The organism is Anaerorhabdus sp. (assembly GCF_036641015.1).
Classification (GTDB): Bacteria; Bacillota_I; Bacilli_A; order Erysipelotrichales; family Erysipelotrichaceae; genus Anaerorhabdus.
Map to the genome: position 1 here is coordinate 1 of NZ_JAVWFO010000024.1, position 26,557 is coordinate 26,557.

Below are 26,557 nucleotides of genomic sequence, written 5' to 3' on the forward strand. Positions count from 1 at the left end.
AAATAAAAAAGATACTGATAAATAGTAGTGCTAAAGTAAAATATGCCTCAAGTCTATGCATAATACATCTCCTTTTATGCAATTATCTTACTTTACTAATACTTTCAATATCTTAAATATTTCTTACAAATAATTTACAATTATCCTTCGTTGATGTTTTTTATAATATTAACTATTTCATCATTTAATGGTAACTCTGCAAGTATTTCAAATTTTAGCTTGAAATTATACTCACTAATCTCTTTTATTAAAATTCTATAACTAACTAAATGACCAATTAAATATTGTAACTTACGATTTAAATCTTTGGGTTTATAAATAAATGGTACCGCTATAACTACTTCATTTTCACTATAATGGATACTATCTGTTTTACTACCTTTTATTAATTCAAAGTTATCATCATTACATTTTTCTTTTGCTAATTTTCTAGCTTTCTTAATTTCAGTATCAGTATAAAAATCATCATTAATTTTTTGATAGACTAGTGAAAATTGATGTTTAATTTCATCTTCCTCTAAACTTGCTTTTGATTCTGTTTTTGATAAAGCTATTGTCCACATATCAATACCACTTTCGTTTGCTTTACTAAGTAGTTTTGATGTTGCTTGCGGATCTTCTTTATCCAAATAAATATAACTTTCAATCTTATTAGAAATCAATACTCCAACTTCACTCAAATAAATTGGTGATTGAAAAAATACTACTTCATCTAAATACAAACAATTCATTTGTTTTGGCATCGTTTTATCTTTAGATACTTTTAAGATTGCATCATATAATTCATCTTGAGTAGCATAGCCATTTAAAGCTCCATATTCTTTCCACATTTTTTTAAAACTTAATGTATAAGACTTTTTAAACTTTCCATAGCCTACTATACCTTTTTCTTTTTTTCTTCCTCTCTCACTTCCCTTAGCAAGAAAGAAGAGTAAATCTCCTTCATTAAAATCGGTAAATTTCTTTTGTGAACCTGGACGCCAAAAATTCATCGCATGATTTCCGTTAAGACGATGAAATTCAATCATATGTTTATCAGTAACATAAGCAATTGAAGACATGGCTCTACCCCTTTTCTACTTAGAATATTCCGTAACTTTCTCCATTTTCATCAACACCCATACCAAGTGCTGCAGGTATTTTAGGTAACCCTGGCATTGTCATGATACTTCCTGTAAATACTACAATAAAGCCTGCACCCGCAGATACTTTAACTTCGTTTACATGAATATCAAATTCTGTAGGACGTCCAACTAATTTTGGATCATCACTTAATGACATTGGTGTTTTAGCCATACAAATTGGTAACTTATCAAAACCTAATTCAGTAAGCTTTTGTATTTGTATTTTTGCTTCATCAGTAAAGATAACATTTTGTCCCCCATATACCTTTTGAGTAATTGTAAGAACTTTATTTTCAATTGAATCATTTACATCATAAATAGGTGCATAATGTGATTCTTCATCACAACATGCGACAACTTTATTTGCTAAATCGATCGTTCCTTCTCCACCCTTTGCCCAAGCATCAGATAACGAAACAGTTACACCTTTTTCGTTGCACCATTTTTCAAGTGCTTCAACTTCTGCATCTGTATCTTTAGCAAATTTATTTATTGCGATTATAATAGGTACTCCAAATAATTTAACTGTTTCAATATGTTTTTCTAAATTTTTAATTCCTGATAACATCGCATCAATATTTTCGTTTCCTAGTTCATTTGCATCAACACCACCATGTAATTTTAAAGCACGAATTGTTGCGACAACCACAATTGCGTTTGGTTTTAAACCAGCAACTCTACATTTAATATCTAAGAATTTTTCAGCTCCTAAATCAGCACCGAATCCTGCTTCTGTAACAACATAGTCAGAAAGTTTTAGTGCCATCTTAGTAGCAATTACTGAATTACATCCATGAGCTATATTCGCAAATGGCCCACCATGAATAAGTACTGGTGTTTTTTCTAATGTTTGAACTAAGTTTGGCTTGATCGCTTCTTTCATTACAACAGCTAATGCTCCACCCACTTTTAAATCTTTAATGGTGACTGGTTTATCATCAAATGTATAAGCTACAATACAGCGATTAATTCTTTCTTCAAAATCTTTTAAATCTTTTGATAAACATAAAACCGCCATTACCTCGGTAGCTACAGTTATACAAAAGCTATCTTTACGTTCTACTCCATTAGTTGGTTTATCCTGCGCAATAGTAATACTACGAAGTGTTCTATCATTCATATCTAAACAACGTTTCCAAATTACTTTACTTGGATCTATGTTTAATTCATTCCCTTGATAAATGGAATTATCTAATACAGCTGCCACTAAATTATTAGTGGTAGTAATTGCGTGCATGTCACCAGTGAAGTGTAAGTTAATATCTTCCATAGGTACAACTTGTGCATAACCGCCACCAGTAGCTCCACCTTTTAATCCAAATACTGGACCTAGTGATGGTTCGCGTAGACAACCCATTACATTTTTACCAATTTTAGACAATCCATCAACTAATCCAACTGTTGTTGTTGATTTTCCTTCACCAGCTTTAGTCGGATTAATAGCGGTAACTAAAATAAGTTTTCCATCTTTTTTGTCTTTAAGGTCATTCATGATTTCATTATTGATTTTAGCTTTTGTAAGTCCATAGAACTCTACATATTTTGGATCAATATGCGCTTTCTCAACAATTTTTGAAATGTTCTCCATTTTGTTTTCTTGAGCGATTTGTAAGTCAGTTTTCATTTCCTTTTCCCCCTGCTTTAGATTTAATCGTTATTCATTTTTTTACGACCCTCTAATGCTTTGATTAGAGTAAGTTCATCAGCATAATCTAAGTGACCACCCATTGGTAATCCATGAGCGATGCGTGTTACTAAACATCCTTTTTCTTCTAATACCTTTGCTAAATACAACGCTGTTGTTTCACCTTCAAGTGTTAAGTTAGTAGCTAATATAATTTCTTCTACTCCATCACTCACACGTTTCAGTAATTGATCAATATTTAAGTCTTCTGGTAATACACCTTTTCTAGGGGATATCACTCCATGTAATACATGATACAGACCTCTATATTCACCTGTCTTCTCCATCGCAAGAATATCTTTAGGCGATTGAACAACACAGATGATTTTTGGATTTCTTGAATTATCATTACATATTAAGCAATGTTCCTCTTCACTATAGTTTCCACAAATACTACAAAACTGAATTTTTGTTTTACAATCAATCAATGCTTTAGCAAAACCTTCTAAATCTTCTTCGCTTTTTTCTAACATCAGTAATGCATAACGTTCTGCAGTTTTTGCACCAACCCCAGGAAGCATTTTAAAATATTCTATTAAGTCTTCTAAAGTTTTTGGATACATGTTTAGAACATTCCTGGCATTTTAACACCAGCTGTTACAGCTCCCATTTTCTCATCACGATCTTTGCTTGCTGTTTCAACTGCTTGATTAACTGCAACCATAATTAAATCTTGAAGCATTTCCTTGTTATCTTTTTCTAGTAAATCTTCTTCAATGTTAATATTTGTAATTTCAAATGTACCTTTAATTGTTACAGTAACACCATTACCACCAGCTGTACCAGTGTATTCAGATTCTGTTAATTCTTCTTCAATTTTTTTGATGCTTCCTTGCATCTTTTGTGCTTGTTTTAATAAATTCTGTAAGTCCATGTTTTATTCCTCCTCAAAAATGGATATATTTTCTTCACCAAATAAATCAATTAATTTCTCTTCTTTGGTTTTCTTTTTTTCTTTCTTTTCTACCTTTTGATACTTCGTAATAATAGCAGCTTCTGGTAAATCATTTTTAGTCCAACGTTCTTTAAATTCTTGTGTGATTGCTATAAATGATTCTTTATCTACCGCATAAATCATTTTATCTAATTCACATTGCTCTTTTACAAAATAATAAAGTTCTTGATTAAGTTGTAAATCATTTATTTGATTTGCCTCAGCTTCTGAATCAGTTGTGATTACGATGTAATCTTGACCACTCGCTGCGATATCTGTGTGTTTTAAAATTGTTGCACATTTAGCACATGAAATCTCTCTTGATTTTCCATCCAAAGTATTCCATATTTGTTTATCAACTTCTTTAGTTTCTTTGCTTGCACCTGATAACAAACTCAGTACAAATTCTGTTGATAATATTTGCGATGAAACTTCTTTCTTAGGTTTCACCTCTTCTACAATAATTGGTTCGATATGTTCCTCTTCAACTTCAATTTGAGGTTTAGTCTCTATTACTACTTCTTTTACAATCGGTTTAACTATTGTTGGAATTGGTGCTACATCTTCTTTCATACTTTGAATTAATGAAATTGGTGTTTCTTCTAAAACACCTATCATTTTCAAAATAGCTACTTCAAAATACGATGTGACATTACTTGCATTTTTATATGAAACTGTTGCTTCCATTAATACATCAATCATCTTAAGTAGTACTGTTGCATTTCGATCTTTCGCAATAGATTCTACTTCTTCTAAAGTAAGACTTTGTAGTAACCCTGAATCGCTTGTGTAAATATAAATAACTGTCTCTTTTAACAGTTCAACCAAATCACTTGTAAGTCTTCTAATATCAATACCTTTTTCACTCATAACCTGAATTGCATTCAGTAACTCACGGGCATTTTTATTAAAAATATTTTGTATTATATTTATCTTTTCACTTACTGTTGTAATACCATAAATATCATTTACATGCTTAACGGTAATTTCATCTTGAGCATAAGCAATACACTGATCCAGAATACTCAATGCATCACGCATACCTCCATCTGATAAAACTGCTACCAATCGCAATGCTTCATCATCAACTTTGATGCCTTCTTTATCTACAACATAACGTAATCTTTGAATAATTTCTTCTTGTCCAACTTTACCAAAGTCATAGCGTTGGCAACGAGAAATTATCGTTGGTAATACTTTGTGAGGCTCTGTTGTTGCAAGCACAAATATGACATGTGCTGGTGGTTCCTCAAGTGTTTTTAGTAATGCATTAAAAGCCCCTTGTGATAGCATGTGAACTTCATCGATTATGTATATTTTAAATTTACCTTGAATAGGTGAATATTTTACTTTTTCAATTAAATCTCTAATTTGATCTACACCACTACTACTAGCAGCATCGATTTCTACGATGTCTTGATGTGTGCCCGCATCACTTGCAATACAATTTGAACATGTATTACATGGTGAATGGTCTTTGTCCTCACAATTTATTGCCTTTGCCAACAAACGTGCTACTGATGTTTTTCCAGTACCCCTTGGTCCACATAATAAATAAGCATGAGCTGTTTTATTTTGTTTTACTGCATTCATCAATGTAGTAACAATATGTTTTTGGCCAACGACTTCTTCAAAAGAAGTGGGGCGGTACGTTCTATATAATGCTTTATAACCCATTTTTGCCTTCCTCCTTTTACCTCGCTGTACATGATTATTATATCAAAATACAAGACTAATTTATAGTAGAAAAAAGGGACAATAGACTTCTACTATTGTTCCCCTTGTAGTTATTTATAAGCATCAAAAAATTCTTTTAAATCTTTTTTAGTAATCTCATCTAAATTATGCCATCTAATTCCTTGGATAGCTCCTTCTAAAGCATATAATCGGTTAATACATGCGCTTGAATCTATTTTTTTGATCCTTACCCAAGCTTCTCTACTACCTATTTTTATTAGATCTTCTTGTGTTGGAATACCTACTTCATTAAGCTGCTGTTCTAACACTTTACCAATGTTTATAATTTTAGATAATTCACTCATACTGTTTTACCTCGTTTACTCTTAAAGAATGATGATAATATTTTAGAACATTCTTCTTGTAAAACTCCACCCTCAACTTCAGGATAATGATTAAACCCAACTATTTGATTAAAATCAACACAACTACCAAAACAACCACCCTTAGGATCGTATGCTCCAAATACAACTTTAGGTATCCTTGATTGAATAATGGCGCCCGCACACATAGGACACGGTTCTAGAGTAACATACAAAGTACAATTTTCTAATCTCCACGATTTCAATTTTTTACACGCTTTTTCAATAGCGATATGTTCTGCATGAGCCGTAGCACATTGTGACTTATTACGAGAATTGTACGCTCTTGCTATAATAACACCCTCACACACAATAATTGCACCTACCGGTACTTCATCAATTGCCTGTGCTTTTAAAGCCTCTTTATATGCTAGCTCCATGTATTCTTCATTAGTTTTAACGTATTTTTTCATTATTTAACTTAGCCTCTACTAGTACATCATCTCTATAAGTTAGTTTTAGTGAAAAGAATGGAATATTCTTTTCTAAACAATCTAGAAAGATTTTATCCCCTTCCCACATAGGAAGTTTATATAACTCGCTTTTGTTAATCCATTTCAACATGCCTTCATTGCATTCTGAAATAGTACCTTCAAATTTATTCGATGAAAACAAAAACATATATTCCGTGTAAGAATCGTTTAATACAAAAGTAACAATACCTCTAAACTTTAAATCTATTAATCTTAGACTCGTTTCTTCAAATACTTCTCTTATAACACATTCTTCAGGACTTTCTTGTGATTCAAACTTACCACCTATACCAATCCATTTGTTTGCATTTTGGTCATTTTTCTTCTTATTCCTTAATAGCATTAACATGGAATCGTTATTTTCAATATAGCATAGTGTAGTAAACATAAACTCTCCTTAAGAAAATAAAAAGGGTACACACAAGTAGAGGCTCTTAAGGCTGCTACCTTCCGGTCCTGACCTGATTCAATACATACTTGTTGTACCGATATTTATTATATAGGATTCCCTTACAATTCACAAGTTTTTGTTTCTAGTATTGAGGTGGTATTATTTCATCAATCACTTCTTTTTGTATTTGTTGTACCATTTCTACATCTATTATTTCCTTAAACAGCTTAATTAATTCTGGTCTATTTTTACTAATCATTATTATCGCTGATGTATCCTCTGTTATGGATTCTATTGGTTTAGAATTAATTTGAATTAATGCATCATTTATCTCATCTTTATTCCATACCGTAGCATCAATTTCTTTTCTTTTTAAAGCTGCTATCATTTTAGAATAATCACATTTTCTAAACGTTACTTTTTTACCTTCACACATTTTTTTAGTCCAATTATTTTGTTCACTCGCATCTTTTGCTAAGCCAACAATCATACCATCTTCAATCTTTTTCGCATTGAAATCACTAAACAATAACACATGTTCACTTAAATATGTTTTAGGACCAAAATCTATTACACTAACTACTGGCTTATCTAACTTAATTGCCATATCGGCAGAATCTTTTGATAGCACAACAAAATCATATTTACCTTTTATCATTTGATCAATACGTGTTTGTGCATCTCTCATATAGGCCATACTTACAACTAAATCATATTTATTTTTTAATGTATATGTTAACCCTGTCGCAAGTCCTTCATATGTTTTTGAATAAGGTAAGGGTAGTGCTCCTAACAGTGACCTTATATCTGCCATTTGTATTAATGCTTTGGTATCTTTCTTAATTAAGTAAGAACCCATGTGACCTCTTGATCTAATATTTATCACATTGCTTTCTTGTAATATTTTTAATGATGTTTGTATAGTTCCACGTGCCACACCAATTCTAAGTGATAGTTCTTCAAACGTTGGTATTCGCGATTCTATATCCATTTCCAAAAACATCTTCGACAAAAAAATTATTGTAGAAGCGTTTTTATTAAACAAACAAAAATTTGCTTCACTCATTATTTACCTCTTGAACAATTTTATTTTTTTCCAAGTATTTTGCAATACCATTTGAATCGTTATCATCTGTAATTTCATACGCAGCTTTTTTAACACTGTCCATTGCATTACTCATAGCTACTCCATACTTTACTAATTTGATCATTGATAAATCATTTTCACCATCACCAAACGCTACTATTTCTTCTTTTTTTATTCCTAAAGATTTCGCAAGACCAAGTAGTGCATCACCTTTATTTATACCAAGATGTGTCGTCTCAATCCATGTAGGTGATGTTAATGCAAAGTGATATTTATCACCATATTTTTCAATTAATAAATTATATAATTCAGTTAAGTTTTTTTCTTCATCTGCAAAACATAATTTATTTATAGGTTGATTAATTTCATCATAATTTTCAATGTAAATTATATTTGTATAATTATTTTTTCTTTGATCATGAATTATTTTAAAATTGCCCGCTGTCCATGGAGTATCATCTGAAATATTATTTTTAATTCTATATTCTTTTTTTATTTCTTTTAGTTCGCTTGGAATATAATCAAAAATCGTATCATCTACAACTCCAAGAATTTCTACATTAAATAATTTTGCATCATTAAATAAATTTTTAATTTCCTCTTTTTTTAACTGACTAATTATTTTATGTTCAAGTGTGTTCGCATTTGTTAATGTTGCACCATTAGCTCCTATGTAGTATCCATTGTATTCATCAACTTTGAGTTGTTGCCCATAGTTGATTAACGATAGATGACTTCTTCCTGAAGCTAATACTAAACATATTCCTTCTTCTTGTGCCTTAATTAAACATTGTTTTGTTTCAACAGATATTTCTGATTTTGAATTTAATAATGTTCCATCTAAATCTGTCGCAATCATTTTTATTTTATCCATTACTTTAATCCTTCTTGAAACCAGTCAAAGTGTTGACAGGCATTATATAAACCATCATGTTCAATATTCCCAGTTACATAATCCGCAACTTTTTTTAATTCATCTTTTGCATTGCCCATCGCTATCCCTAATGCAGCTGTTTCAATCATATTAATATCATTGTAACCATCACCAAACGCTGCAATTTCATCTTTATTTATCGCAAACATTTGTGCGCATTCAATCATACTAAAGGACTTATTTATACCCTTTGCTGTAAGTTCATTTGCGAAACCAAGATTTAAATTTTCACTATTACTACAAGTGATAGTAATTTCATCTTTTAAATTTTGATCATGTGTATAATACAGTAAATGAATTAATTTCTCTCCATTGTATTTTTTTACATCCGGAGACATATTATATAATCTTACAAATATATTTTTAATATCTTTTAAATCTTCACTCAAATAATTATCTCCTGTATCACTTGTCCAGCGATAAGGTATTTTGTTTTTAGAGAATATTTCTAATGCTTTTAATATATCTAAATCATCAATAAAATGAGATTTCACTAATTTATTATTTATATATATTTGAGCTCCATTCGCACAAACCATGGCATCCATTAGTTCATAGTAGTGTCGAGGAAGTTTAATCATCTCTGCTTCTGTTCTACTTGTACATATAGCGATTTTAATCCCTAGTTCTTTTAATTTTTTAAATGCGTACTTTGTTGTCTCTGGAGAATCATGAATACTATTCAAGTAAGTAGTTCCATCGATATCAAAAAATATCATTCTAATCATATTTTGCCTCTTCTCTATTAATACAATTTAATTCTGCCATCATATTTTTTATATATACTATCATTATCATATCCATCTACATTTTGTGATTGGAATACCGGTACCTTCACCCCTTGAGCAGCACATATTTTTATAGCTTCTGATACAATCGTATTCATTAAAAACATACTAGTGATTGTAGTTCCTGGACCTGTTAAAATTCCATCTACATTTAACAGTGCATCACCTGTTGGTACCATGTTATCTAACACACTATCTGCACATTCAAATAAACGTTTCCCTGAAGCATGTCTACTTGTAGTATTTTTCGATTGTTCCAAGTTAGTTAAAGCAACTACGTAAATTCCCTCTTTTTGACAGCGCATAGCCATTTCAACCGGAACTGCATTGCGACCTGAATTACTTGTAATAATCATGATGTCACCTTTTTCAATTTTATAATTATCAAAAATAATATCAGCAAGTCCAGAAAGTTTTTCTACTGCACACCCTCGTCTTGCTCCGAATGAAGAAAGTACATCTGGATCTAACATTGCATTCACGTTTCCTAAACCTCCTGCTCTTGCATACATTTCTATACCTACCATATGGGAGTGACCTGTTCCAAAAACATGAATTATTTTATCTTCTTTAATATTGTTAGCGAACATCTCGGCTAATTTTTCTATTTCATCCTTATTTGCTTCCGCTACTCGATGAAGTAATTCATCAATTTTATTCATATATTCAAATGTATACATATTTACCTCCTTGAATATTTATACACAGATTATAACATACCAATATACATTTTTATATATATTGGTATATAATAGTTTTAGTGAGGTAATATCTATGAAATACGCAATGTCATCAATTAATATTAATCCCCCTTTCCCTATTAAGCTAGGCGGCTTCATTCAACAAGTTAACCCTGTATCTACGATACACGATGATCTACATGCACGAATCATATCATTCGCTGACCAAGGTAAGAAAGTTTATCTTGTTTCTTGTGATAATTTAGGTTTTAAAATCAATGTTCAAAACGAAATACAAAATAAACTAGGACCTAACTGCACAGTAATCTTATCTTGTACCCATACTCACTTTGCCCCAGACTCAACAAATACAGAGTATCAGGAATACTTTATTAATAAAGTTTATAATGAATGCATGTCTTTGGTTTATACTACCGGAGACTTATCTATTAAATATGTACACGAAAAATTTGATAAAATTGGTAAAAGTAGAATTTCTAATCATATCGCAAATGTAGTATTACAAGTATTATCTATTTTCGACAAAGATAAATGCATCGCAACAATCATCACTCATAACTGCCATCCAACTATTTTATCAGGTGATACTCCATATATATCTAGTGAGTATCCCGGTTATGTTATTAAGAAACTTTCCAAAGATTATAAAGATGTATTTTTCTCTTTCTTTCAAGGGGCTACTGGTGATATCAGTTCTAGATTCACTAGAATAACTCAAGATTATGCAGGAGTTGAATATTTAGGAAATATTTTAGTCGACGAAATAAAAAAGATAATTAACACTCCTTCTGTATTTAAATCGTTTAATACATTTGATATCCACGAACACGTAATACCTATGGAACATGATTTATCGCCTATCAATCTATCTGATATACCTTTAGACTTAACCGAGAGAGAAAAAGAAACCATCGATATTGGAATCAAAGTGAGAGAAAGACTTCTACATAACATTGATAGTCTTGATAAAGAAATAGTTATCTCATCACTTAAACTGGAATCCATTAATCTTATATTTGCACCTAACGAATTATTCAGTTATTATACTAAAGCAATTGACGAAGATAATTCCGTACTAATTTGTTATTCCAACGGTTACTCTCCTTACGTGTCAGGTATTAATGAAAACTATATTACCTACGAAACTTTCACAGATACCCTTACCACAGATACTAAGCATAAGATATTTGACACTATTCACATACTTTCATCTTTATAGAACCTAATTAACTAGGTTCTTTTTATATGTTTCACGTGAAACATATAAAAAAGAAGTAGTTTCCTACTTCTTGATTACTTCCTTACCACCCATATACATTCTTAATGCTTCTGGTATTCTTACACTACCATCTTCATTTAAGTTATTTTCTAAAAACGCTATTAAAGTTCGTGGAGGAGCAACAACAGTGTTATTTAATGTGTGTGCAAAGTATTTGCCATTTTCACCATTCACTCTGATTCCAAGACGTCTTGCTTGAGCATCACCCAAATTTGAACAACTTCCTACTTCAAAATACTTCTTTTGTCTTGGTGACCAAGCTTCAACATCACAACTCTTAACTTTAAGATCAGCTAAATCTCCTGAACAACACTCTAGTGTTCTTACTGGAATATCTAATGATCTAAAGAATTCCACTGAATGTTGCCACATTTTATTATACCAATCCATACTATCTTCTGGTTTGCATACAACTATCATTTCTTGTTTTTCAAATTGATGTACGCGATATATTCCTCTTTCTTCAATACCGTGAGCTCCAACTTCTTTTCTAAAACATGGTGAATAGCTAGTTAAAGTGTGAGGTAATGTTTTTTCATCTAATATAGTATCAATAAATTTACCAATCATCGAATGTTCTGAAGTGCCAATTAAATAAAGGTCTTCCCCCTCAATCTTATACATCATATTTTCCATTTCCGCAAAACTCATAACACCTGTAACAACATCACTACGAATCATAAACGGTGGAATACAGTAAATAAATCCTTTATCAATCATGAAATCTCTAGCATATGACAATATAGCTGATTGAAGTCTTGCGATATCTCCCATAAGATAGTAAAATCCATTACCACTTGTTTTTCTTGCGCTATCTAAATCAATACCACCTAGATTTTCCATTATATCTGAATGGTATGGGATTTCATAATCAGGCACTACTGGTTCTCCAAAACGTTCAATTTCAACATTTTCTGTATCATCTTTACCAATAGGTACAGTAGAGTCTATAAGATTAGGTATAGTTAGCATAATTTCTTTTATCTTAGCTTCTAATACAACCTCTTTTTCTTCAAGAGCTTTGATTTCATCACCAATATGTGCGATAGCTTCTTTAGTTTCTTGAGCCTTTTCTTTTAACCCCTGTTGCATCAAAGTACCAATTTCTTTTGATTTTGAATTTCTCAACGCACGTAACTCATCTGCCTTTGTTTTTACTTCTCTGAAATCCTTATCCAACAAAATAACTTCATCAACTAAAGCTAATTTGCCTTCTTGGAACTTCTTTCTAATGTTTTCTTTTACTAATTCAGCATTTTCTCTAATTAATTTAATATCTAGCATTTCTATTCTCCTCCAAAATAAAAAGATACCACCCTATTAAGGGACGATATCTCGTGTTGCCACCCTCATTGCAATATGTTTCACGTGAAACATATTACCACTCAATACAGATAACGGTGTCCCGGAAAGGTTCCCTTTCACTCAAAGGTAGATTTCAAATCAATATATTATAGCTTTCACCAACCGCTATTTCTCTATGCATACAATTGATTTTACTTATCCTTATCAACGATTTGTATCTACATTTAAACACTCACACTTAGGTTTGTCAAGGTTTGTTTAACAGTGCTATAATAAATTATGAAAGATGGTGACTCTATGAAAAAAATACTAACAATCTTGGCATTATCATTAATATTAATAGGATGTTCAGACAAATCAAATGAGCCAAAAGAATTAACATTTGATGAAAAAATGTTACTCTTAATTCAAGAATGTATATCTGACTATAACACCAATGTTGCAGCAGATTCTATCATACATACAATTGATACCCCTGCACTTCCAGTGCAAATCATTACAATACCACAAATTGAATCCTTAAAAGATTTAAAAGAAAGAAGCGATGATCACAGCAATGCAGTTTATATTGCTGAATTACCTATCGATCAATACAAAATGGTATTTCACTTATACGGAGAGTGCGATAGTTTTTGGCAATGCGGAGAAGCAAGCTTTGAGGTAGACACCGAAACAATTATGCCAAATAACCCTCAACTATCAAGTGTCAAATCTATTCTAGATCCTTTGCTAGATAAAAATAGAGAAGTATTTAACTATTTATACGGAATCGGTGCAGATTTAGATGAAGTTGAAAGTGAAAAATATCCTGGATACTATAAAGTCATTTACACAGCAGGTATAGAAAATCCAACATCAATTGATCAAATTAAAACTTATGTTGAAGAAACTTTTGATAAAACTTTCATATCTAAATTTTATCCAGAAGTATTTGAATCAGAGTCTCCTATATATATCGAAGATGATGGAACTTTATATTGCATCCAAAATACTCCAAGCATTACAGATGAAATTGTATACGACACATCTTTGATTATTTCATCACAAGAAATTGAAAATGAAATTTTGATTGATATAGTTTCATCTTATGGAGAAATTATTGATCCAGAATTAAAAAGAATAATCATCACAAAAAGTGAAAATGGTTACCGATTAGGTGGATTATATTAACTTGAATTATTTTCTAGTTTTTTCGTAAAATTTTACCCTCTAAATGCATAAATTAATGGATAGTTATCCATCAATTTATTTTCATTGCAAATTAGAGGGTTTTATTTTGACTGAAATATATAAAAAACAGCGATTATTCCTCGCTGTTTTCTACTTTTTCTACAATATTTTCAGTTGCTTCAGATTCGTCAATTTCATCTGATTTTTCTACAATTGCGATAGTTGATACTTTGCTTCCTTCGCTTGTATTAATTAAACGAACACCTTGAGCTCCACGACCATAAGTCGAAACTTGTTCAAGATTAATTCTAATGACAATTCCATCATCTGTCATAATCATACAATCTTCATCTCCGTTTACAGCTTTAAGAGAAACCAGTGGACCATTCTTTTCTGTAATCTTTAATGTCATGACACCTTTAGCACCACGCTTGGTCATACGATAGTCATCTAATGAAGATTTCTTTCCATAACCTTTTTCAGAAATTACTAGAATATAATTTCCTTCGTGGTTTGTTGACATACCAATTACTTTAGAACCATCTACATTAAATCCTCTAACACCAGAAGCAGTTCTTCCCATTGCACGGATATCTGTTTCTTTAAAACGAATAGCTTTACCATTGCTTCCAGCAATAATAATTTCGTCTTCTCCTGTTGTTGCTTTAACACCGATTAATTCATCATCTTCTTTTAGTGTAATTGCAATTTTTCCTGTTTGACGAATATTTTCAAATTCATCAACTGCAACACGTTTAACAATACCATTTTGTGTTACAAAGAATAAATATTTAGATTCATTATTTTCACGTTTATAAGAAACTAGCGCTCTAACTTTTTCATCTTTATCTAAACTTAATAAATTAACTACTGGTATTCCTTTTGATGTTCTACTTGATGCAGGAACATTATATCCTTTCATGCGATATACTTTTCCTTTACTTGTAAATGCCATCAAATAATCATGTGTTGATAATGATAAGAATTGATCAATGATATCATCCTCATTAACAGCCATTCCTTTGATACCTTTACCACCACGATTTTGTACACGATAAGTATCAGCAGGAATACGCTTGATGTACCCATTGACAGTCATTGTAATAACAATGTCTTCCACTGGAATTAAATCTTCATCTTCCATATCTACATCGCCTTCAATAATTTCTGAACGACGTTTATCACCGTATTTATTTTTAATATCAGTTAACTCATCTTTAATAATTTGCACTACACGAGAATGATTAGCAAGAATATCTTTACAGTCTGCAATGAATGCCATTAACTCATCATATTCTAACTCAATTTTATCTCTTTCTAATCCTGTTAATCTTCTAAATTGCATATCCAAAATCGCTTTAGCTTGGATTTCAGATAGTCCAAAATTTTCCATTAATCTTGGCATTGCTTCATTCGCGTCCTTAGAATTTCTAATTGTACTGATAATTTCATCAATGTGATCTAATGCAATTTTTAAACCTTCTAAAATATGAGCACGATCTTCTGCTTTTCTTAATTCAAATTTAGTACGACGAATTGTAACTTCAATTTGGTGATTAATATAATGCTTTAATATATCAATAATACCTAATTGCTTAGGAGCATTATCGACTAACACAATATTATTAATTCCAAAAGAAGACTGTAATGCCGTCATTCTATAAAGTTGGTTTAGAATTACATCTGGTTGCACATCTTTTCTTAATTCAATTACAATTCTTATCCCTACACGATTTGATTCATCACGTAAATCAGTAATACCATCAATCATTTTTTCCCTTACAAGTGAAGCAATCTTTTCAACTAAATTTGCTTTATTAACCATATAAGGAATTTCGGTTACAACGATTCTTGGTTTACCATTTGATAGCTCATCTACAGTTGTTTTAGAACGCATAATAATGCTTCCACGTCCTGTTTCAAATGCTTGTTTAATTCCTGATCTACCTAAGATATACGCGCCAGTAGGAAAGTCTGGACCTGTAATATAATTCTCCATTAAATCTTGAACCGTGATATCTGGATTTTCCATTACAGCTATAGCAGCATCAATTGATTCATTTAAATTATGAGGAGCCATATTAGTAGCCATACCTACCGCAATACCCGTTGTTCCATTAACTAATAAGTTTGGAAAACGACTTGGTAGAACTTCTGGTTCTCTCTCTTCACCATCATAGTTATCAATCCAATTAACAGTTTCTTTTTGAATATCTTTCATTAACTCATTTGATATTTTAGACATACGTGCTTCAGTATAACGCATCGCAGCCGCTCCATCACCATCGATAGAACCAAAGTTGCCATGACCATCTACTAAAGGGTAACGATAACTAAACTCTTGTGCCATACGAACCATCGTTTCATAAACTGCAATATCCCCATGAGGGTGATACTTACCGATAACTTCACCAACGATACGGGCAGATTTTTTATGTGGTTTGTCTGGTGTAATTCCTAAATCATTCATCGCATAAATAATACGTCGATGAACTGGTTTCATTCCATCACGAACATCAGGTAGCGCACGCGCTACAATTACCGACATTGAATAACTTAAGAAAGAGTCTCTCATTTCTTTAGAAACATCTGTATTTTTTATCTTACCGTGATTAAACGTATCCGAATTATACTTGTTGTCATCCATCTCCATGATTGTCTCCCTCCTAAATATCTAAGTTCTTAACGAACTGTGCATTTTCTACAATAAAGTTTTTACGTGGTTCTACTTCATCACCCATTAACATACTAAATACAGCATCTGCATCCATTGCATCTTCTATATCAACCTTAATTAATGTACGTACTTCAGGATCCATAGTAGTTTCCCATAATTGTTCAGGATTCATTTCTCCTAAACCTTTGTAACGTTGAATAGCTAAACGATCTCCTAATTCACGTTTAATTACTTCTAACTCATCATCACTATATGCATAACGAACAGCATTACCCTTTTGTGCTTTATATAATGGTGGTTGTGCAATATAAATATAACCTTGTTCAATAACTGGTTTTAAATAACGATAGAAGAATGTAAGCAATAGCGTACGAATATGTGCACCATCGACATCGGCATCGGTCATAATTACAATTTTATGATATCGCAACTTACTTGTATCTACTTCATCACTAACACCACAACCAAATGCTGTAATCATTGAACGAATTTCTGCGTTTTCAAAAATACGATGTAAACGTGCTTTTTCAACATTTAAAATTTTACCTCTAAGTGGAAGAATAGCTTGGAATTTACTATCACGACCTTGTTTAGCACTACCACCCGCTGAATCTCCTTCGACTATATAAATCTCTGAGATGCTTGCGTCTTTACTTGAACAGTCAGCCAATTTACCAGGCAAACTAGATATTTCTAAAGCTCCTTTACGACGTGTTAATTCACGTGCTTTTTTAGCTGCAAGTCTAGCTTTATATGCAACAGTTGCTTTATCTAAAATTATTTTAGCTTCACTAGGATTTTCTAACAAAAAGCGTTGTAAACTCTCTCCAAATATATTAGAAACTATTTTACGAACTTCGCTATTTCCTAATTTAGTTTTTGTTTGTCCCTCGTACTGAGGATCTGGATGTTTCACTGAGATAATTGCAGTTAATCCTTCACGAACATCATCACCTTGTAAGTTGTCTTCATCTTTTTTAATAATTCCTTGTTCCTTACCATAAGCATTAATAACACGATTTAACGCTAACTTAAATCCTTCTTCATGTGTACCACCCTCATTAGTATTAATGTTATTACAGAACGTATAAATGTTAGGAACATACCCATCATTGTATTGCATTGCAATTTCAACTTGAATACCATCTTCTACCCCTTCACAATAAATAATATCTTCGTGAATAGGTGATTTATTTTTATTTAAATATTCAACATATTGTTTTAATCCACCTTCATAATGGAAGATTTCTGTTATTTTTTCTACATCTTCAATTCTTTCATCTGTATAAACAATACGTATTCCTTTATTTAAGAATGCAATTTGTCTTAAACGATCTCTTAAGACGTTATGATCATAATGTGTTGTTTCTTGGAAGATAGTAGGATCAGCTTTAAAACGCACTGTAGAACCGTGTTTTTCTATATCACAAGCACCGACAACTTTTAGTGGTACTGTTGTTTTACCACCTTCTTCAAATCGCACAAAATATTCATTACCACCGTTATAAACAGTTACTTCAAGCCATTCACTTAATGCATTAACAACCGAAGCACCTACACCATGCAATCCTCCAGATACTTTATATGCTCCACCACCGAATTTACCACCGGCGTGTAACACAGTAAAAATTGTTTCAACTGTTGAGATTCCGGTTTTTTCATGAATACCAGTTGGCATACCACGACCATCATCTTTAACAGTAACAATATTATTAGCATCAACAATCACATCAATTGTAGTCGCAAATCCAGCTAAAGCTTCATCAATTCCATTATCAACGATTTCCCATACTAAATGATGCAGTCCTCTACCTGAAGTTGATCCAATATACATCCCTGGACGTTTTCTTACAGCTTCTAACCCCTCTAAAACCTGTATATCACTTTCGTTATACGAATGGTCTACTTTGTTATCAAACTCTGTCATACTTTACCCTCCTTGGTATTTATTTGTCCTTCACTTACCTCAATAATTAATGGTTTCATTTTCAATTGATTAAATCCATCCACTAATTCAGTAGTAGTTATAATTGTTTGACAATTGCTATCAAGTAATTTGAATAAATTCATTCTCTTTTTACTATCCAACTCAGACAAAACATCATCCAGTAATAATACTGGAATTTTATTTTCTATTTCTTTACTATATTCAACAAGCGAGAATTTAAGTGCTAAAATTACCATTCTCTTTTGTCCTTGTGAACAAAACATTTCTACTCTTTTATCATTCATATCAAAATAAAAATCATCTCTATGAATTCCAATAGAAGTCATTTTATACAAAATATCTTTTTCTAAATTTTTACTATATAACTCCAAAAAATCTTTTTTCATTTGTTCTTTATTTTGAATTTCAATACACGATTGATAATTCATTGTAAGTTTTACTTCTTGGTCAGATAATTGTGAATACATTTTACTTAATGTTTTATTACATATTTCAAAAAATTTCTTTCTGTAAACTAATATTTCAATTTGTGATTCAATCATTTGATTTTCTAAAACTGCTAAATATGATTCATCAACACGATTCATTTTCAAACATGTATTTCTTTCTTTCAAAAGTTTTAAATATTTTGATAAATGAAGCATATAATGTTGTGAACATTTTCCTATTTCAATATCTAAAATTCTTCTACGTTCCTTGGGTGAATCATCAAATAATTCTAAATCACTAGGTGAAAATAAAACAACATTCAATTTACCAATAAAATCACTACTTTTTGAAACAGGTTGTTGATTTATCAGTAATGTCTTACCTTTTTGATAAATTACTGCACCTATCTTTTTTTCTTTCCCATCTTCAATTAATGTACATTCTAAATTACATAATTCTTTATCATCTTGAATCATTTGTTGATCATACATTAAACGATGAGAACGAGTCGTAGATAAGAAAACTAGACTTTCTAATATATTTGTTTTACCTTGAGCATTTTGACCTAAGAGAACCGTACATCCTTCATTAAACTTACAAATACAAGAACTTATATTTCTGAAATTTCTAAGTTTTAATTCTTTAATAATCATTTTTCAATTGTAAACGATTTTCCATGAAGATTTATGACATCATTTGGATACAATTTTCTTCCTCTACGATTTTCATCTTCACCATTAACTTGAACTTTTTCATTAGCTAAAAAGTATTTAACTTCTCCTCCTGAACCAACAAAATCTTCCATTTTTAAAAATTGTGATAAAGTAATAAAATCAGTATTAATTTTTGTCATATAAACTCCTCTTTTTTAGGCGAAAATACCCTAGTAAATTATACCATAAAAACAGCTAAAAATGTTGATTTTAAAGAGTTTTTTAGAACTTTTTAAAGATCATTTTTTTAACAGTTTATAATTACTATTACTTTATAATATTGCTTAGTATTTTTAACTAAATTTAATGATTTGTTCTCAATAAAAAAATCAACAAAAGTGTCAAAAATAGATTTAATAAGAATGATTTGTTATAATCAAGACAAGGAGAAAAAATATGTTAAGAAAAATCACAAAAAATGATGAATCTCTATTCATGCAATTAAGCGATGAATTTTATCATTCTGATGCTGTATTAGAACCAATTCCAACATCTATGATACAAAATACCTTTAATGAATTAATACGCTCAGAAGACTATCTAGAATGTTTCATACTAGAATTTGATAATAAACCAGCAGGCTATGCCCTATTAAGTAAATCATTTTCACCTGAAGTTGGTGGTAAAGTTGTATGGTTTGAAGAAGTATATGTAAGATCTGAATTTCAAGGTAATGGTTTAGGTAAAGAAGTATTTAATCATGTATTTGAAAATATTGATGCTGCAAGATATCGTTTAGAAGTTGAAGAAGATAATGAACGTGCTATAAGTTTATATAAACGTTTAGGTTATGATTTTCTACCTTACATGCAAATGATTAGAGACATAAAATAAAAACCAACGATTAATTCGCTGGTTTTATTTTATGAATAAGTTCTAACTGGTAATACTAATTGTAAGACAGAATCATCTTCGTTATTTTTAATTACAAATGGTTTCATCTCACCACTAAACTGTATTTTAACAGTAGGAGTCGCAAGTGTTCTAACAGCTTCAAATACATAACGTCCACTAAAACTAATTTCCAAAGGATCACCTGTATAAGAAATAACATTAAGTTTTTCAGTAGAAGAACCTACTTCTTGTGATTTACTAGAAATAACTACTTCTTTTGAATCTGCACTTAATTTTACAATAGAAATTCCTTCATTTTTAATAAATGATGCACGGTCTATAGCATTTAAAATATCTCTACTATCAACTATCATTTCATATAAAAATTCATTAGGTACTAATCTTTCTGTTTCAGGATAAGAGCCATCAATTAATCTAGTTTGAATTAAAGTATTATTAATCCAAAATTGAGCTTTCTTATCAGATACACAAACATTAACTTTTCCATCTTTTTCAATTGTCTTAACTATTTCATTTAAACTCTTAGCAGGAATAGTAATATTAAAATTATTATCACCTTCTAATTCAACTTCTTTTCTAGCTAAACGATAACTATCAGTAGCTACACATTCCAGTTTATTACCTTTACATTTAAAGTTAACCCCTGTTAATACAGGTCTAGTTTCTTTATCACTAGTTGCAAAACTTGTTTGATTAATAATTTTCATTAATATATCAGCATCAATACTAAATTGTTGACTAGGTTTAGAAAAATCAATAGCAGGATAATCAGTACTTCTCATACCATTAATTTTATACTCTGCAGAAAGTCCACTAATTTTTGTTAATGATCCATCAACAATTTCAAAGTTAATTTCATCAGCATCAATTTTACGTACAATTTCTAAAATATATTTAGCTTCGATAACAATAGAACCAGTTTCTTTTACAATTAAGTTCAAATCTTCATCTTCATTATTTAGAATCTTTTGAATTGAAATATCAGAATCACTACCTGTTAAAATAATATGATCTTCGCTTACTTCAATTTTTATTCCAGATAAAGAAGGTAATGGAGAATTTGCTGAAATTGATCTTGATACAACCTGTAATGCATTGTAGAAAATTCTTTTAGATACTTTGAAATTCATAGTGGCCTCCTAATATGTTAATAGATTTAAAAGAGTTATTACTATTAAGGGTGTGGAAAAGTGGAAAACTTCCAAATCGCCTTATTTTATAAGTATATTTTAACACTTTTGACTGTGAATTAAAAGCGTAAAAATGTTTAAAGTTTTATGATTTGATTATTTTTTCAATTTCATTTAAAGCTTGTAAATATGGTCCACTTTCTTTACTTTGCTTTTCAACTTTCTCGCATGAACTCATAACAGTTGAATGGTCTCTACCACCAAATTCTTCACCAATCTTAATATATGGTAAATCTAGTAGTTTTCGACACATGAACATTGCAATTTGTCTTGCTGTAGATATATTTTTAGTACGAGTTTTACTAGTTAACTGTTGTTTAGTTAGTCCATAATATTCAGAAACACATTTTATAATCTTTCTTACTGTAATACCACTCTTATCTGAAACAAGAACTTGACCTCTAAGAGCGTTTGTAGCAGTATCAAAACGAATTTTTCCATCATCCTTTTGAAATTCTATTGCATAGAATAAAACACGATTTAAGGCCCCTTCTAATTGTCTAACATCTCGATTAAAGTTAGAAGCAATAAAAGCTAAAGCCTCTTCATCAATATTTCTTGATTCAAATGCTGAATTATTCATCTTTAATTTCAAAATTGCCAATGATGTTTCAAATTCTGGTGAATCAATACCAACAGATAATCCTGAAGAGAAACGACTTATCAAACGATCTTCTAAACCTTTAATTTCTGTAGGTAAACGATCAGATACAATACATATCTGTTTGCGATTATTAACTAATTCATTAAAGATTGAGAAAAATATCTCATGTGATTTTTCTTTACCTGCAATAAATTGGATATCATCAATTAATAAAACATCAATTGAATACATATATTTTTTAAATGCATCAATCTTTCCTAATTTTATAGAATTAACTACATTATCTACAAATTTATTAGAGTCAGTATAGTAAACTCGCTTATTCGGTTCGTTCTTTTTTACGTAATTACCAATAGCACATAATAAATGACTCTTTCCTAAACCAGAATTACCATAAATAAATAATGGATTAAACAAATTACCAGGGTTATATGCACAAGCTAAAGCTGCAGAATGACTTTCTCTATTACAATCACCTACAACAAAATTTTCAAATGTACGATCTTCACGCAAAGGACTACTATCAAACGATTCATCGATAACTTGAACATCGATAGGTTCTTCATTTCTTTCTAATATTTTTTCTAAATCAGATTCTAATATAATTTCACAGTTTAATTTGGTTGGTGCATTAAGAATATCTTCAAGTGTTGTTGATATAAAATCAATTTCATTCATTAACAATGTTTTATGTATAAATGAAGAAACAGATATCAAAGCTTTCTTATCATTTAGATCTACTAAATTTGACTCTTTATAAAAATTGTCAAACACAAAGGTATCTACTCGTTCGGAGCTGCCTATAATATTCAATACTCTTGACCAAATTTCGTTTAAATAAAAAGTGTTACTAGTCACGTTAATTGAGCCCCTTTCGTTAAAATTTTATCTTATAAATATCAATTAAATAAAAGTGTGTAGGAACATTATAGCACGTTAAAACTAAGTTAAATCAGCAAATTGTGGAAAACTTTTTTATTCCACAATAGAAACATTAAAATAAGCTTATAATTTGGCTTTAAACGTGAGTTTTCCACAATTTTCCACAACTTTAAAATGTGGGTAAATAGTGGAAAAAGTTTAAACAATTTACAATACTGTGGAAAATGTGGATAAGTTGTGAGCGAAGAAGAGTAAATGGCAGTTATCAACAGTTAAAAAAGACTATAAACAAAGGATATTTTGATATTTTCAACAGTTTTCCACAATTGTGGAAAACTACTAATTGTGGAATGAGGAATCATTGTGGAAAACTGCTAGAAATCCACTTATTGATAGGCATTTTCAATTACAGTTTATCAACAATTTATGTAAATATGGGTTATATTCTAATTTTCCACATTTTAGGAGCTTTAAATTCTCTAAAACTAGTATTATTTTGTCTGTATTGTATTATCTTTTAAATAATCACTAAGGCGACAATTATGAGTAAAAGGTAAATACACACAGCCAGATGCAAATAACTTACAACGAGCCTTAAAATGCATAATAAAAGGATCTTTTTACAAAGACCCTTTTGTGTTATTACTATTCAGCTTTATCTGATGATTTAGAAGCATCATACATAATCTTTAAATGACGATGTGATCCTTCACCTTCAGATTCAGTTTTAATATGATCCATTTCAGTTAAGAATTGATGAATGACTTTACGTTCATCATTTGGCATTGGATCAAGCACTGCATCCACTTTTGTTTTTTGTACAGTTCTTGCGATTCTTTTAGCCATTGCTTTAACTTTAGCATAGCGATCAACTTTATAGTTATTTATATCAATTAATACTGGGATACGTTTTTTAAATGTACTATTAACTGCTCCACGAACAACTGTGTTAATAGATTGAAGTGTTTGTCCATTTTTACCAATTAAGATTGCATTGTTTTCTGCGTTAAGCATAACTTTGAAACCATCATTTTGTTGAACTATTTCTACTTCGATTTCATGGTTTAATTCAGTAAAGAATTCCCCTAAGTAATTAAAGATAAACTCTTTAACATCATTCATACAATAGACCTCAGCAGTAACTGAAGTACCAATACCTAGAATTCCTTTTTTCTCTTCGATAATAAAATATGTTAACTCACTTGCTTCTACATGTTTATCATTTGCGGCATTTTTCAAAAGTTCATCTAGTGTTTTAGCAGTGTATTTATTCATATTAACCTTCTTTCTTATCAATAAAGAATTTTTGTACAATAAGTGTTTTAGCAACCATTGTTAATGAAGAGATTGCCCAATAGATAGTCATCGCTGCTGGCCACATAATAGATAAGACCATAATAGGAACCATCATATAATACATCATGTTGTTTGCTTTGTTTGAAACTGGTACATAACGTTTACCAGCTTTATCAGCATCTTTCTTAGCTTTTTGTTTAGCTAAGAATTGAGGTAAGTACATTGAACCAAATTGGCATATTAACATGAATGCGAATAATAATAAGTATGTCCATTCACCATTCATGATTCCAGACCAAGGTGTTTTTTCAAGACTTAATCCTAAGAAACTACCATGTGCTACAGCTTGAGCACGTTGAACTGATTGATAGATAGCGATAATAATTGGAAATTGTAAGAAAGTAGTAAGAAGCATTGAGAAAGGGTTGATGTTGAACTTCTTATAAAGGTTTTGCATTTCTTGTGCTTGAGCCATTTTAGAACGATCATCAGTCTTGCCTTCGTACTTCTTAGTAATCTTATCCATTTCTGGTTGAAGTTGTTGCATTCTTTGAGAAGCAACAGTTGACTTGATAGTTAGTGCCATTGTAATAACGTTAATTCCTACAGTAACTACTGAAATTGCAGCAGCGACCCCTATAACTGGTGTCATGTAGTTGATTGCTTGTGATAGTGGATAAACAAACAATGCACTAAACCAACTTTCAGAACCAAAGATTTCTGAGAATGTTGTGCTAGTAGTAATTAATTTTACGATTTCTTTCCCTGTTTCAGGATCTTTCACCATAGGGACTGTACATCCACTTAATAGAAATAGCGCTGCTAGAATTCCTACTAAAAGAATGATTTTTTTGTTTTTTCTTTTCATTTAAATCTCCTCATCATTCGTGCTATATAATTGTAACTTTATTTAATAAGCTTTCCAAGTCTTTTTTGTTATCTAGATAAGACTGCTTAATAAATTTATTTCTAAGAATTATGATTATATCGTATGGAAAATCATCAAATTCCAGTATTTCGTGAATAATCATTCTACATTGTCTCTTATATTTATTACGTTTAACGGCGATTCCAAGCTTTTTACCAACCGATATACCCACGCGACACCAAGGCTCAGATTTTGGTTGATAATAGATTACATATGCTGCATTAGCAAGAGATTTTCTTTTACCTATAATGGTTTGGAATTCTTCTTGTTTTTTTATGCGATATTTTATCTTCATAAATTTTTGAAAAAAAGCCACCAATTGGTGACTTTTCTTAAGCCGATAAGATCTTTCTACCTTTACTACGACGGCGTGCTAGTACCTTACGGCCACCAACCGTTTTCATACGGGCTCTAAAACCGTGGACTTTTTGGTGTTTTCTTTTGCTTGGTTGATATGTTCTTTTCATCAAATCCACCTCCATTTTTACTATAATAAATAGAACAATTGCTCTACTATCATAAGGGACAGAAAGTCAAAAGTCAATAAATACCTTATGTGACACAAATTATTTTATAGCTGAAACAAAGTATGGCTTATATTTCGAGGTTAATGCTAAATTCAAGGATAAAACAGTAAGATTATATAATAATAGATGATAATAAGTTAAAGATGATAGCAAAACAATCGTAAAAGTATAAGTAAATAAATGGGAATTTGAAGTTTAAATGAGCCGTATAATTACTAAAAAGAGTAGATAAAAGTAAAATTTTAGGTTAAAAGCGTTTATAAGTTCGATATTTTGAATTAAAACGAAAATGTATCATTTGTATTGTATGAAAAGAGTATTTGAACAATTTTATATGAATTAGTTGACACTAAATTATCAATTAATTCTTGATTATGACATTTGTAAAGGTTTATACCAGGTCTTAGGGTGTAAATTATGAAGTAAAAGGTAATTAATACGCATATTGTTTTATAACTATCCAAAATAATAATATTGCAAATACTTAATGTTACTAAAGGAACGTTACAACAATGGCATACAATATTTATATGCATGCC

General features: G+C 30.7%; 26 protein-coding genes, 1 other RNA gene and 1 other annotated feature. Of the genes, 3 read left to right on the forward strand and 24 right to left on the reverse strand.

Features of this window, described 5'->3' with window-relative positions:
- Nucleotides 1-140 precede the first annotated feature (140 nt).
- From RR430_RS05020 to RR430_RS05080, 13 genes are all read right to left on the reverse strand, one after another.
- On the reverse strand, nucleotides 141-1,061 hold the full coding sequence (locus tag RR430_RS05020) for a hypothetical protein (protein WP_332486697.1): 921 nt from the start codon (nucleotides 1,059-1,061) through the stop codon (nucleotides 141-143).
- A 19-nt stretch (nucleotides 1,062-1,080) separates the two neighbouring features.
- Nucleotides 1,081-2,748 (reverse strand): formate--tetrahydrofolate ligase, encoded by a 1,668-nt coding sequence (locus RR430_RS05025; RefSeq protein ID WP_332486695.1) that lies wholly within the window; start codon nucleotides 2,746-2,748, stop codon nucleotides 1,081-1,083.
- A 23-nt stretch (nucleotides 2,749-2,771) separates the two neighbouring features.
- The gene (recR, locus tag RR430_RS05030) at nucleotides 2,772-3,371 is read right to left on the reverse strand and encodes a recombination mediator RecR (RefSeq protein ID WP_332508736.1); all 600 of its coding nucleotides are present in this window, start codon (nucleotides 3,369-3,371) and stop codon (nucleotides 2,772-2,774) included.
- 2 nt (nucleotides 3,372-3,373) lie between these two features.
- A complete protein-coding gene (locus RR430_RS05035; protein ID WP_332486692.1) occupies nucleotides 3,374-3,682 on the reverse strand; it encodes a YbaB/EbfC family nucleoid-associated protein in 309 nt (102 codons plus the stop codon).
- A 3-nt stretch (nucleotides 3,683-3,685) separates the two neighbouring features.
- Nucleotides 3,686-5,419: a DNA polymerase III subunit gamma/tau gene (gene dnaX / locus RR430_RS05040; RefSeq protein WP_332508737.1), complete on the reverse strand. Its 1,734-nt coding sequence runs from the start codon at nucleotides 5,417-5,419 to the stop codon at nucleotides 3,686-3,688.
- A gap of 110 nt (nucleotides 5,420-5,529) precedes the next feature.
- The gene (locus RR430_RS05045) at nucleotides 5,530-5,784 is read right to left on the reverse strand and encodes a TfoX/Sxy family protein (RefSeq protein ID WP_332486689.1); all 255 of its coding nucleotides are present in this window, start codon (nucleotides 5,782-5,784) and stop codon (nucleotides 5,530-5,532) included.
- Complete coding sequence (gene tadA, locus RR430_RS05050) at nucleotides 5,781-6,254, reverse strand: tRNA adenosine(34) deaminase TadA (protein ID WP_332486687.1); 474 nt, start codon at nucleotides 6,252-6,254, stop codon at nucleotides 5,781-5,783. Before tadA ends, RR430_RS05045 begins: the two co-directional genes overlap by 4 nt.
- Nucleotides 6,238-6,702 (reverse strand): NUDIX hydrolase, encoded by a 465-nt coding sequence (locus RR430_RS05055; RefSeq protein ID WP_332486686.1) that lies wholly within the window; start codon nucleotides 6,700-6,702, stop codon nucleotides 6,238-6,240. Before RR430_RS05055 ends, tadA begins: the two co-directional genes overlap by 17 nt.
- Nucleotides 6,703-6,712: 10 nt before the next feature.
- An RNA gene (gene ffs, locus RR430_RS05060) (signal recognition particle sRNA small type) lies at nucleotides 6,713-6,811 on the reverse strand.
- Nucleotides 6,812-6,847: 36 nt separating this feature from the next.
- The gene (gene yhfZ, locus RR430_RS05065) at nucleotides 6,848-7,771 is read right to left on the reverse strand and encodes a GntR family transcriptional regulator YhfZ (protein ID WP_332486685.1); all 924 of its coding nucleotides are present in this window, start codon (nucleotides 7,769-7,771) and stop codon (nucleotides 6,848-6,850) included.
- A complete protein-coding gene (locus RR430_RS05070; RefSeq protein ID WP_332486684.1) occupies nucleotides 7,764-8,666 on the reverse strand; it encodes a Cof-type HAD-IIB family hydrolase in 903 nt (300 codons plus the stop codon). The genes yhfZ and RR430_RS05070 overlap by 8 nt, the downstream gene beginning before the upstream one ends.
- A complete protein-coding gene (locus RR430_RS05075) occupies nucleotides 8,666-9,454 on the reverse strand; it encodes an HAD family hydrolase (protein WP_332508738.1) in 789 nt (262 codons plus the stop codon). The genes RR430_RS05070 and RR430_RS05075 overlap by 1 nt, the downstream gene beginning before the upstream one ends.
- 17 nt (nucleotides 9,455-9,471) lie before the next feature.
- The gene (locus RR430_RS05080; protein ID WP_332486681.1) at nucleotides 9,472-10,194 is read right to left on the reverse strand and encodes an SIS domain-containing protein; all 723 of its coding nucleotides are present in this window, start codon (nucleotides 10,192-10,194) and stop codon (nucleotides 9,472-9,474) included.
- A 94-nt stretch (nucleotides 10,195-10,288) separates the two neighbouring features.
- Between RR430_RS05080 and RR430_RS05085 the strand changes: the two genes are divergently transcribed.
- On the forward strand, nucleotides 10,289-11,434 hold the full coding sequence (locus RR430_RS05085; protein WP_332486679.1) for a hypothetical protein: 1,146 nt from the start codon (nucleotides 10,289-10,291) through the stop codon (nucleotides 11,432-11,434).
- 63 nt (nucleotides 11,435-11,497) lie between these two features.
- Here RR430_RS05085 and serS read toward each other — a convergent pair whose 3' ends face one another.
- Nucleotides 11,498-12,778, reverse strand: coding sequence for a serine--tRNA ligase (serS, locus tag RR430_RS05090; RefSeq protein WP_332486678.1), 1,281 nt, complete (start codon nucleotides 12,776-12,778; stop codon nucleotides 11,498-11,500).
- Nucleotides 12,779-12,814: 36 nt separating this feature from the next.
- Nucleotides 12,815-13,016: a binding site (T-box leader), on the reverse strand.
- Nucleotides 13,017-13,096: 80 nt separating this feature from the next.
- Between serS and RR430_RS05095 the strand changes: the two genes are divergently transcribed.
- Nucleotides 13,097-13,969 carry a hypothetical protein gene (locus tag RR430_RS05095; RefSeq protein ID WP_332486677.1) on the forward strand — a complete coding sequence of 291 codons (873 nt, stop codon included), beginning with the start codon at nucleotides 13,097-13,099 and terminating at the stop codon, nucleotides 13,967-13,969.
- 133 nt (nucleotides 13,970-14,102) lie between these two features.
- On the opposite strand, the gene gyrA is transcribed toward RR430_RS05095, so the two are convergent.
- Genes gyrA through yaaA form a run of 4 tightly spaced genes read right to left on the reverse strand, consistent with a single transcriptional unit; the run spans nucleotide 14,103 to nucleotide 19,876 of the window.
- Nucleotides 14,103-16,616 carry a DNA gyrase subunit A gene (gene gyrA, locus RR430_RS05100; protein ID WP_332508739.1) on the reverse strand — a complete coding sequence of 838 codons (2,514 nt, stop codon included), beginning with the start codon at nucleotides 16,614-16,616 and terminating at the stop codon, nucleotides 14,103-14,105.
- A gap of 19 nt (nucleotides 16,617-16,635) precedes the next feature.
- On the reverse strand, nucleotides 16,636-18,573 hold the full coding sequence (gene gyrB / locus RR430_RS05105) for a DNA topoisomerase (ATP-hydrolyzing) subunit B (protein WP_332486675.1): 1,938 nt from the start codon (nucleotides 18,571-18,573) through the stop codon (nucleotides 16,636-16,638).
- The gene (recF, locus tag RR430_RS05110) at nucleotides 18,570-19,676 is read right to left on the reverse strand and encodes a DNA replication/repair protein RecF (protein WP_332486673.1); all 1,107 of its coding nucleotides are present in this window, start codon (nucleotides 19,674-19,676) and stop codon (nucleotides 18,570-18,572) included. The genes gyrB and recF overlap by 4 nt, the downstream gene beginning before the upstream one ends.
- Entirely contained in the window at nucleotides 19,673-19,876 is a 204-nt protein-coding gene (gene yaaA / locus RR430_RS05115; RefSeq protein ID WP_332486671.1) for a S4 domain-containing protein YaaA, read from the reverse strand. Before yaaA ends, recF begins: the two co-directional genes overlap by 4 nt.
- A gap of 256 nt (nucleotides 19,877-20,132) precedes the next feature.
- Between yaaA and RR430_RS05120 the strand changes: the two genes are divergently transcribed.
- Nucleotides 20,133-20,570 carry a GNAT family N-acetyltransferase gene (locus RR430_RS05120; RefSeq protein WP_332486670.1) on the forward strand — a complete coding sequence of 146 codons (438 nt, stop codon included), beginning with the start codon at nucleotides 20,133-20,135 and terminating at the stop codon, nucleotides 20,568-20,570.
- Between the two features lie 29 nt (nucleotides 20,571-20,599).
- Here RR430_RS05120 and dnaN read toward each other — a convergent pair whose 3' ends face one another.
- The 6 genes from dnaN to rpmH form a co-directional block, all read right to left on the reverse strand.
- Nucleotides 20,600-21,721 (reverse strand): DNA polymerase III subunit beta, encoded by a 1,122-nt coding sequence (gene dnaN, locus RR430_RS05125; RefSeq protein ID WP_332486668.1) that lies wholly within the window; start codon nucleotides 21,719-21,721, stop codon nucleotides 20,600-20,602.
- 145 nt (nucleotides 21,722-21,866) lie between these two features.
- A complete protein-coding gene (gene dnaA / locus RR430_RS05130; protein ID WP_332486666.1) occupies nucleotides 21,867-23,243 on the reverse strand; it encodes a chromosomal replication initiator protein DnaA in 1,377 nt (458 codons plus the stop codon).
- A gap of 669 nt (nucleotides 23,244-23,912) precedes the next feature.
- Nucleotides 23,913-24,542 (reverse strand): Jag family protein, encoded by a 630-nt coding sequence (locus RR430_RS05135; protein WP_332486665.1) that lies wholly within the window; start codon nucleotides 24,540-24,542, stop codon nucleotides 23,913-23,915.
- A gap of 1 nt (nucleotide 24,543) precedes the next feature.
- Nucleotides 24,544-25,431 (reverse strand): membrane protein insertase YidC, encoded by an 888-nt coding sequence (yidC, locus tag RR430_RS05140; protein ID WP_332486664.1) that lies wholly within the window; start codon nucleotides 25,429-25,431, stop codon nucleotides 24,544-24,546.
- A gap of 22 nt (nucleotides 25,432-25,453) precedes the next feature.
- Nucleotides 25,454-25,786: a ribonuclease P protein component gene (rnpA, locus tag RR430_RS05145; RefSeq protein ID WP_332508740.1), complete on the reverse strand. Its 333-nt coding sequence runs from the start codon at nucleotides 25,784-25,786 to the stop codon at nucleotides 25,454-25,456.
- A gap of 37 nt (nucleotides 25,787-25,823) precedes the next feature.
- Nucleotides 25,824-25,958: a 50S ribosomal protein L34 gene (rpmH, locus tag RR430_RS05150; RefSeq protein ID WP_078711099.1), complete on the reverse strand. Its 135-nt coding sequence runs from the start codon at nucleotides 25,956-25,958 to the stop codon at nucleotides 25,824-25,826.
- Nucleotides 25,959-26,557: the final 599 nt, after the last annotated feature.